Origin of the sequence: uncultured Maritalea sp., from assembly GCF_937139385.1 — a bacterium.
GTDB lineage: Bacteria > Pseudomonadota > Alphaproteobacteria > Rhizobiales > Devosiaceae > Maritalea > Maritalea porphyrae_A.
The window spans coordinates 1-8,739 of record NZ_CAKZPW010000156.1 but is presented as its reverse complement, the minus strand read 5'-3'; the positions used below and the strand labels follow the sequence as shown (position 1 = coordinate 8,739).

General features: G+C 48.9%; 7 protein-coding genes and 2 tRNA genes. 6 read left to right on the top strand and 3 right to left on the bottom strand.

The genetic code is table 11. From position 1 onward, the window contains the following. Positions 1-354 precede the first annotated feature (354 nt). The gene (locus Q0231_RS06620; RefSeq protein ID WP_299346593.1) at positions 355-2,280 is read left to right on the top strand and encodes an EAL domain-containing protein; all 1,926 of its coding nucleotides are present in this window, start codon (positions 355-357) and stop codon (positions 2,278-2,280) included. Here the strand turns inward: Q0231_RS06620 and Q0231_RS06615 are convergent. Further along, complete coding sequence (locus Q0231_RS06615) at positions 2,277-3,332, bottom strand: serine hydrolase domain-containing protein (RefSeq protein ID WP_299346590.1); 1,056 nt, start codon at positions 3,330-3,332, stop codon at positions 2,277-2,279. The two genes, Q0231_RS06620 and Q0231_RS06615, sit on opposite strands and share 4 nt — an antisense overlap. Before the next feature lie 88 nt (positions 3,333-3,420). Further along, complete coding sequence (locus Q0231_RS06610) at positions 3,421-4,554, bottom strand: alpha-hydroxy acid oxidase (RefSeq protein WP_299346588.1); 1,134 nt, start codon at positions 4,552-4,554, stop codon at positions 3,421-3,423. A gap of 274 nt (positions 4,555-4,828) precedes the next feature. Between Q0231_RS06610 and Q0231_RS06605 the strand changes: the two genes are divergently transcribed. From Q0231_RS06605 to Q0231_RS06595, 3 genes are read left to right on the top strand one after another with little or no spacing between them, the layout of a single operon-like run. Then, complete coding sequence (locus Q0231_RS06605; RefSeq protein WP_299346585.1) at positions 4,829-6,160, top strand: hypothetical protein; 1,332 nt, start codon at positions 4,829-4,831, stop codon at positions 6,158-6,160. A gap of 25 nt (positions 6,161-6,185) precedes the next feature. Then, on the top strand, positions 6,186-6,815 hold the full coding sequence (locus Q0231_RS06600) for an oligosaccharide flippase family protein (RefSeq protein ID WP_299346582.1): 630 nt from the start codon (positions 6,186-6,188) through the stop codon (positions 6,813-6,815). Then, the gene (locus Q0231_RS06595) at positions 6,797-7,498 is read left to right on the top strand and encodes a polysaccharide biosynthesis C-terminal domain-containing protein (RefSeq protein ID WP_299346579.1); all 702 of its coding nucleotides are present in this window, start codon (positions 6,797-6,799) and stop codon (positions 7,496-7,498) included. The genes Q0231_RS06600 and Q0231_RS06595 overlap by 19 nt, the downstream gene beginning before the upstream one ends. A gap of 8 nt (positions 7,499-7,506) precedes the next feature. Here Q0231_RS06595 and rlmB read toward each other — a convergent pair whose 3' ends face one another. After that, positions 7,507-8,265 (bottom strand): 23S rRNA (guanosine(2251)-2'-O)-methyltransferase RlmB, encoded by a 759-nt coding sequence (gene rlmB / locus Q0231_RS06590; protein ID WP_269393951.1) that lies wholly within the window; start codon positions 8,263-8,265, stop codon positions 7,507-7,509. Positions 8,266-8,487: 222 nt separating this feature from the next. Between rlmB and Q0231_RS06585 the strand changes: the two genes are divergently transcribed. Next, positions 8,488-8,572, top strand: a tRNA-Tyr gene (locus tag Q0231_RS06585). Between the two features lie 30 nt (positions 8,573-8,602). Then, positions 8,603-8,676, top strand: a tRNA-Gly gene (locus Q0231_RS06580). The last annotated feature ends 63 nt before the right edge of the window (positions 8,677-8,739 follow it).

The following is an 8,739-nucleotide window of genomic DNA, read 5'->3' as shown; positions in this document are numbered from 1 at the left end:
TTTTATTGGGAGCCCTCTCAAGACAAACTCACGATTCATGAATTGTCGGTTAATGCCAATTTGAGAACCGGCCAAACAATGTTGTGCGGTCCTACTTCCCATAGCGCTGACGGGTTGGGAGGACTTTTGTTTTGCTCAGCGGATGTGCAGAGAGTTCTGTTTGTCCGCGTCAACTGCGTCGGGTCCGGACACAAGATCGACGATACGGAATCGAGCGAGCCCTTGGCAACGCCCTTGGACTAAGGTCAACAGCCAAGATTTCTGAAACACGTCTGGACGATGATGGGCGTTTGGCTCTAATTAACGAGTAGCATTGTATTCTTGAGTTAATTAGGAGTGCTTGACCCTGTGGATATGGTCATTGTCGTTCAGTTTCTTGTGTTGTTACTCGGCTGCCTTTTAGGTGGCGGAGTGGTTTATTATGCGCGCCGGAATCGCGAAGCACGTGTAAACTATGGCAAGAAACTAAAGAACGTGAATCAGAAACTGCATGAGTTGCGGGCCGAGAATGCGGTCATGGCTCTCATTTTAGAGAATGCAAATGACGGCATTCTTATCCAAGATCTTGAGGGGCACATCGAATGGTCGAATCCTGCCTATTCGAAGATGACAGGCTTTTCGGCCGAGGAGATTTTGGGCAGAAAACCACAAGAATTTGTCATTCCACCAGACATTCGACCCAGCCAAGCAGAAATTGACGAGTTCCATTACGATGTGACGTCAGGCGTTTTGGAAGATTTCGAATGCATACTGAACATTCGCAAAAATGGCGAGCATTTTTGGAATCAGCTGAGTTTTGCTGTTGCCAAATTCAATGACGATGAAGATCCAAAAGTCATTATTATTGCGCGTGAAATAACACAGCAACGCAACAACGAAGAAGAACTGCGGCGTTCTGAGTTGCTGAACAAAGAACTTGCAGAATATGATTCTCTTACAGGGCTGCCAAACCGGATGAAATTGTCCAAGCATTTGGACGAAGTTGTAAAATACGCCATGCGCAACAATAAGACTGCCGGCGTGTTGCACATCGATTTGGATCAATTCAAATCTATCAACGACACTTTAGGGCACGCTGTTGGTGACCAGGTGTTGATTCATGCAGCGACTGAAATGACCCGAATTGTTGGTGATATGGGTATGGTAGGTCGTTTTGGTGGTGATGAATTCTTGGTCGTGTTTGAAGAGACACTTGGATTTGAGCCCCTAAAGGGAATTGCGGAAAAAATATTGGCTGCCCTTGAGCGACCATTTCATTCTGGTGATCATGTGGTGCAGTTTGGGTGCAGTATCGGCATTGCGATTTCTGGCGAGCATGCAACAAATGAAAATGATCTCATCAAGCATGCAGATGTTGCCCTTTATGAAGTCAAGCGTAATGGACGGCACGGAATATCGTGCTTTAATCGGGATTTGGGCACCGTTTATGAACGCCGCATGGAGCTTTCCTCACAATTAGGTCCGGCCATCGACGAAGGTCAGTTGGCCGTCGAACTGCAGCCGCAGTATAATCTTGAACTTGGTGCGGTGCATGGGTTTGAGGCTTTGATCCGATGGTACCACCCAGTTTACGGCAAATTGCCCCCACAAGAGTTCCTAACCATTGCAGAGCAGAACGGCATGATGGCGCGTGTCGATCATGTGGCGATGTGCGGCGCTTTAGATGCTTTGCAATTTATGCATGCTGAGGGTCACACCCACTTGCGTATTTCCATGAACGTTTCAACTGCCACGCTAAATAAGCCAACCTTTATCCGCGAGTTGGTTTCCGCCGTTAAACTACGTGGTTTGAAAAACGAGAGCGTTACGATTGAGGTGTTGGAGACAAACCTTTTGGAAGGCATGAATGGTTCAAATTTGGAAACAATCCGTGAGGCGTGCAATGAAGGTTTTCAAGTTGAATTGGACGATTTTGGAATGGGGTACGCAGGGCTGGCGCATTTGACTCGGATCGCTACGCATGGGGTCAAGATTGACCGCGCTATGGTACGCAATATGCTTTTAGATCCGGCAACACTTACAATCGTGCGCACCATCATTGCGCTATGCAGCGAGCTTGGGATGAGCGTGGTTGCTGAGGGTATTGAAGAGATTGAGCAAGCAGAAGAGTTGCAAGCGGCTGGATGCACAGTTATTCAAGGGTTTGGCGTTGGCCACCCGATGCCATTGGAACAGGCGCTCAGGTGGTTACAACGTTCTGAAGTATCGCCGATTATCTCCAATATATCACCGACATATCGCCAGTTTGACGAGCTGCGTGAATATTTGAAATCAAGCTAAAACAGCTTTTGCGCTGCAGTGTCCAAAAATGGGTTCTCCTCGTCGGGGTTTCCGTTCATCAAGACGACCATTACAGAGTTTAGGTCAGGGTAGAACCGAACGTCAGCCTCAAAACCACCGTATGAGCCCGCATGACCATACCAATGCCCCCATTCATCTTCATCAACGCCCATGCCTAGGCCATAGCCCTCATCGTGTTGCGAACCCGTCAGCATTTGGTCGAGCAGGTTCTGGCCGAGCAGTTTTCGACTGTCAAACAGAGCTTGCATAAACTTGGCGACGTCTTGAGCGGTTGAAACGACAGGACCATCGCCCAAAATGCTTGCCCAGGCCTGCTCGCTCGCGTCATTACCATCTTCGTCAAAACCATGAGCCAAATGGGGGGCTGATGCCTGGGCGCCGACACTTGCCGTGTTCATGCCAGCCTTGTTAAAGATTCTGTTTTCTAAGGCCTTTTCTATTGTCCCATCAATCTGCCCTAAAATGTAGCCCAAGAGGACATAGTTTGTATTCGTGTACTCAAATGATTTGCCAGGTGAGAAAGCCGGTTTTGCGTCATACGCAAAGCTCAGGGCTTCTTGCGGTGTCCAACGTTTTGCTGGCTCACGCTGGCTTGCGTCGTCAAACTCTTCGTTAAGATATTCAGCAAGTCCTGAGGTATGGTTGAGAATTTGGCGCAGTGTCACCACGTCAGCGTTTTTTAGACGCTCGATTTCACCAATGGATTTGATCAGTGGCCAAATTCGTTCATCAAGTTGCAAACTCCCATCTTCAACCATCGAAAGAATTGCTGCGGCGACCATCATCTTGCCAGTTGAGGCGATGTAGAAGCGCGTTCCCACAGCGGTTTCTTCTTTTTGGGCGGGATCTATTGTACCCGCAACAGCTTCAATGACTTTGCCGTCAACGCTTGCAAAGAAACTTGCTCCGTCGATATTTTGTTCATCAATGTAGCGTTCTAGCTGCGTTGTGATTTCGTTCGCATGTGCAAAAAGGGTGCCCAATAGGGCAAAGAGTAATGAAATCGCTAGTCGGCATAGGCCTTTGGTCATGTGATGGTTTCGCTTTAAGTCTTGGCGTTTGAATAATATGCGTTGATGACATTTTTGCTCAAGGAATATCAACCATGAGGGCGAACGTCTAGGAAATTAGATTGTGGGTACCCACGTCATTTATGTCGCGTTCACCGCACAGGGCCATAGTGGTGTCGAGCTCACTAGCGAGTATTTCTAGTGTTTTGGTCACGCCCGCTTTGCCCATGGCACCTAGTCCATATAGATATGGGCGACCAATATATACGCCTTGAGCGCCCAAAGCCTTGGCGCGCAAAACATCAACGCCAGTGCGTACTCCGCCGTCCATATGCACTTCGATATCACCTTGCACCGCATCAACAATTGGCGACAGCATAGAAATTGAGGAAGGCGCTCCGTCCAGCTGTCGCCCCCCGTGATTGGAAACAATAATGGCGTCAGCGCCTGTTCGCGTGGCGATCTGGGCGTCTTCTGGGTCAAGTATGCCTTTTAGTATCAACTTGCCTCCCCATTGCTCCTTGATCCATTCAATGTCTTGCCAACTTAGTGTTTCGTCGAATTGCTTGGCAGACCATTCGTGGAGCGACGCGAGATCGGTGACGTCTTTGATGTGTCCGTAAATGTTGCCGAATTGGTGCTGCTTGGTCTGCAGCATTTGCATACACCAACGAGGTCGCGTGGCGAACTGCCAGAATGTCGAAAAGTTGATCTCTGGCGGAGCCTTTAGTCCATTGCGAAGATCTTTATGGCGTTGCGCCAAAATCTGCAGATCAAGGGTCAGCACAAGCGCGGAGCATCCAGCTGCTTTTGCCCGTTCAATCAAACGTTTATTGAAGTCACGATCCTTCATCACATATAGCTGAAACCACAAAGGCTTTTTTGTGGCCGCGGCCACATCTTCAAGCGAGCAAATACTCATGGTTGAAAGGGTGTAGGGAACACCAAATTCTTCTGCTGCTTGGGCCGCCAGAATTTCGCCGTCTGCGTGTTGCATGCCCGTTGAGCCCGTTGGAGCGATGGCGACCGGCATGGAGAAGTCTTGGCCGATCATCTTGGTTTTTAGCGTGCGATTGCTCATATTGACAGCGACACGCTGGCGCAATTTGATGTTGCCAAAGTCTGCCTCGTTCGCAGCGTATGTGCTTTGCGTGAAAGAACCGCTGTCCGCATAATCAAAGAACATTTTTGGCACACGCCGCTGAGCGAGTTTTTTTAGATCATTGACTTCAAGAATTTTCATTCACCAAACTCCAAGTGTTAGAGTTGAGCCTATAAAGCTTAATATCAGAGGGCAAGCAGACCAAACGTGTTTGTGCGTTCCCGTCCAAAGAAAAGTCGTCGGTGTCGAAAGGTTAAAGCCGAATAAATTGATTTCAGCATTCTGTTAACCTCAAATCTTTTTAGTTGTTCAAAACAACCAAATGTAACCATTGGTAAATTCGTTATCTCGCATTGTAAGTTTGAATAATTGTAACGCTAAAGATATTTTGGCGGTTAAGTTGTGTGGAGACGGCGTGCAGTCAGCACTTGAAATAAGCAAGACCAAATCTCAGACCAAGATATTGTTGGTTGGGGACGACATGCGCTCATTTTTGGCTTGCGCCCGTTCGTACGGTCGCCAAGGTTTTGAAGTTCACGCAGCGCCGTTCAATTGGGCCGCACCTGCGCTTTTTTCAAAATATGTACAACAGGTTCACAAATTGCCAAGGCAAGGATTGGACGTGAATTTGTGGGTGACTGCAGTTCGTGATTTGCAGGCCGTTGAACATTTTGACCTTATTGTACCATGTGATGAACGCGCGCTCTTGCCTTTATGCGCCGTGCCAACAAATCAACGTAACTTCAGGTTGGCTGATCCTGGCCCCCGCGCACTCGAAATGCTGTTTGATAAAGCCCGCACCAGAGAGCTGGCACATCAACTAGGCGTTCCAATTGCTAAAGGCGAAACTATTGATCAAAACAGCGACGCGAAGGCTTTAGTTGAGAAATACGGGCTGCCGTTGATGTTGAAGGCTCGCAGTTCTTATTCAATTGAGGAACTTGAAACGCGCGGACAGGTTTATGTGGTCCCAAGTCAGGATGAGCTTGCTTTTCGTTTGGATTGTTTGCCCAGTGCGGGCCAGTATTTGCTTGAAAGTTTTTTTCCTGCGGCCGGTGCTGCTGATGGCGTGGGCTTATCTGTTGCCGCTCGGAAAGGCAAAATACTGAGTGCATTTCAACATCGTCGGTTGGTGGAAAAACCAGGTGGGGGCAGCAGCTCGGTACGTATCAGCGAGCCGATTGATGCTGGCATGTATGATGCTGTTGAAAAAATGTGCGCAGCGACCAAATTAAACGGTATCGCGATGTTTGAATTTCGACAGTCCGTGACCACAGGTGAATGGGTCTTGCTTGAGGTAAATGCTCGCCCTTGGGGGTCTATGCCCTTGCCATTGGCGCTCGGGATTGATTTTCCGATGATGTTCGCAGACATCCATTTGGATGTTAAGCGGGCATACGCTACCGATTACAAATCTGGCGTTGTTGGGAAAAACTTAGTTTTGACTTTGTTGCATAAGCTTCAGGGGCGGGGACGTGCAAATGTTGGCGTTATCGTCTCCGCTTTGAACGAAACGATAATTCACTCTGTGAATTGCATCCGGGCAAAGGAAGTATCGGATAGTTTTGTTTTCGACGATCTGAAACCGGCAATATTTGAGTTTTCGGCTTTGTTGCGGCGTGGTTTCGATCGGATTTTGTGGCAAAGGAAAGGCCGTCCTGAACGCCGACATGGTGTCGTTGTGCCTCAGACAATGGCACAAAGCTCCTCAGTTGATATTCCTAAAGACAGGAAACAGGCTAGCTAGCCTAGTTTAAGGTTGGGCGATTAGCGTGAGCGTTATTTCCAAATTGCGGCAAAAACTTACAGGCAATACCTCTACTGGGTTAGCAACATTGTTTGTGCGCGTGTTTGGTGCAGGGATCGGATTTCTTTCTCACTTGTTGTTGGCGCGACTTCTCGAACCAACAGAGTATGGTGTCTATGTTTTTGCTTGGACCATTGTTGTCCTGTTGGGCACATTCTCAGGTATAGGTTTGCCAGTTGCGGCGACGAAATTTGTCGCAACCTATGTTGATCAAAACAAAACCGCTGAGTTGGGCCGGTTTTCACGGTTCAGTGTTTTTGTTGCGGTTTTTGTGACTGGTCTGGCGGTCGCCGGTATTTTGCTGTCTTTGCAGATCTTGCCCAATACACTTGTTGAGGCAATATATCGGCCTGCATTGTTTGTGGGCGCGTTTTGTGTGCCCTTGTTCACCCTCACAGAAATTGGCAAGGGCTTGGCCCGTGGGTTAGGGCGCAATGTTATCGCATATGCACCTGGCTTCTTGTGGCGCCCGATCTTACTGGGCACTGGGGTTGTGGCATTGTATGTTTTTGGCGTTGATCTGTCTTCGGGCAGCGTTATGCGTATTTGCTTGCTTGGATTTGGCAGTTTTGGTACTTGCGCGGGCTTTTTGTAGGCAAATCACAAGGCAAGTCGACCCCAGGCATACGTCGCGAGTGGTTGTACACGGCGATACCGCTGACCACCATGGAAGCCTATAATATCCTGCTCGCCAATACAGACATTCTCGTTTTGAAGTTTTTTGTCACGCCCGATCAGTTGGCTTTTTACTTCGTAGCCACAAAAATTGCTGCGCTTTTGAGTTTCATAACGTTTGCAGTCAGTGCAACCGCGGGCAAACCTATCGCAGCGGCTTACGCCAAGGGCAACAACGCAGAAGTGCAACGCCTGATGCGCCAGTTCACGGCATTGGCGTTTTGGCCGACACTGATTGGTTTTGTTGGTTTGATGTTTGTTGGTGCGTATTTGTTGGTGCTATTTGGCGATGTTTATGCAGTCGCATATCAACCGCTGCTGATCTTGACCTTTGGCCTTTTAGCTCAAAGCTATACGGCGGTGACCAAATTTGGCTTGGCCATGACCGGTGGGCAACGTGGGTTGTCGATTGTGTTGATTGTTTCTCTGGTGTGCAACGTCTTGTTTAACCTTGCGCTTGTACCAATTTATGGCATCTATGGCGCAGCTTTCGCGACGCTGGCGACCACATTGTTTTCTGTGATCGGTCTGTTGGTGCTAACGAAGAGACGTTTAGGCTTTTGGGCCGTCGCGGGACGACCCACACTCAATTTGGCTTCCTAATTCGGCGATTAGCGCCGTGTTGCCGCAAACAAGGCGATTGCGGCCGCATTGGAGACGTTGAGGGACTTGATAGGCCCCGGCATATCCAAGCGCACCATCTTGTCGCATAATTCGCGTGTGCGTTGCCGCAAGCCCTTTCCTTCAGCACCCAGCACAATGGCCAGCTTGTCGGCATTGCCGCCCGCTTGCAGCTCTTCAGGGGCTTCTGAATCAAATCCAAGGCAGGTGAAGCCCATGTTTTTGAGCTCTTGAATGGCGTTGCCTAAGTTTTTCACCTCAATCATGGGCGTCCAATCAAGTGCGCCAGAGGCGGATTTAGCCAATACACCTGATTCTTGTGGGCTAAAGCGGGCAGGGGTGACCACCGCATCTGCGCCGAATGCACAAGCGGAGCGCAAAATCGCGCCTACATTGTGTGGATCGGTGATTTGGTCCAGCACAAGCAATAGCTTTGCATCTTCCAAGCCAGAAAACGACTGGCGATCGATCGGCTTGCAATGCAATGCAGCGCCTTGGTGCACCGCGTCTTTGCCCAGCATTTCATCAAGGCGTTTCGGCGTTGTATCCTTCACCTTTACATTGATGATTGCGCCTTCTTCTTCAAGGCGGCGGATCGCGTTTGGCGTGGCGTAAAGGGTGTGCTTTTCGCGCGCATCATTGGCCAGCGCAGCTTGAACGGGGTGCAGTCCATAAACATAGAACTGACCTGCTTCAATTGCATTGAGCTTTGGTTTTCGGCGCGGCTGAAATCTCGATTTATCTTTCATAATGTGCTCGGTAGCGTGAAAGTGGGGACAGGTCCAGCATATTTAGATATTTCGTTCATGGCCAAAAGCGCCAGAAACTGGGGCGAACAAGAAAAGGTTCATCAAAACAACATATTTGGTGTTGACAGATTGCGTCATGGTGACCATAAACCGCGCGTTGGTTGCTTTCATTTCATGAAGGAAACTGACAAGACTCGGTCCCGAGTTGCATTGAATAAATGTGGAGGGGTGGGTGAGTGGTTAATACCACCAGACTGTAAATCTGGCGCCTTAGGCTACACTGGTTCGAATCCAGTCCCCTCCACCATTCATGTAACATTGGTCGACCGAACCGGATGCGGGTATAGCACAATGGTAGTGCAGCAGCCTTCCAAGCTGAATATGCGAGTTCGATTCTCGCTACCCGCTCCATTTACCTTTTTCAATATGTTTAAATTTCACAAGTGATCGCCTAGATTTCGTACAGTTTTCTTT

Coding starts and splice junctions, on each gene's coding strand:
- Q0231_RS06620 (WP_299346593.1), top strand. CDS start 355: ATGGTCATTGTCGTTCAGTTTCTTGTGTTGTTACTCGGCTGCCTTTTA.
- Q0231_RS06615 (WP_299346590.1), bottom strand. CDS start 3,332: ATGACCAAAGGCCTATGCCGACTAGCGATTTCATTACTCTTTGCCCTA.
- Q0231_RS06610 (WP_299346588.1), bottom strand. CDS start 4,554: ATGAAAATTCTTGAAGTCAATGATCTAAAAAAACTCGCTCAGCGGCGT.
- rlmB (WP_269393951.1), bottom strand. CDS start 8,265: ATGAAAGATAAATCGAGATTTCAGCCGCGCCGAAAACCAAAGCTCAAT.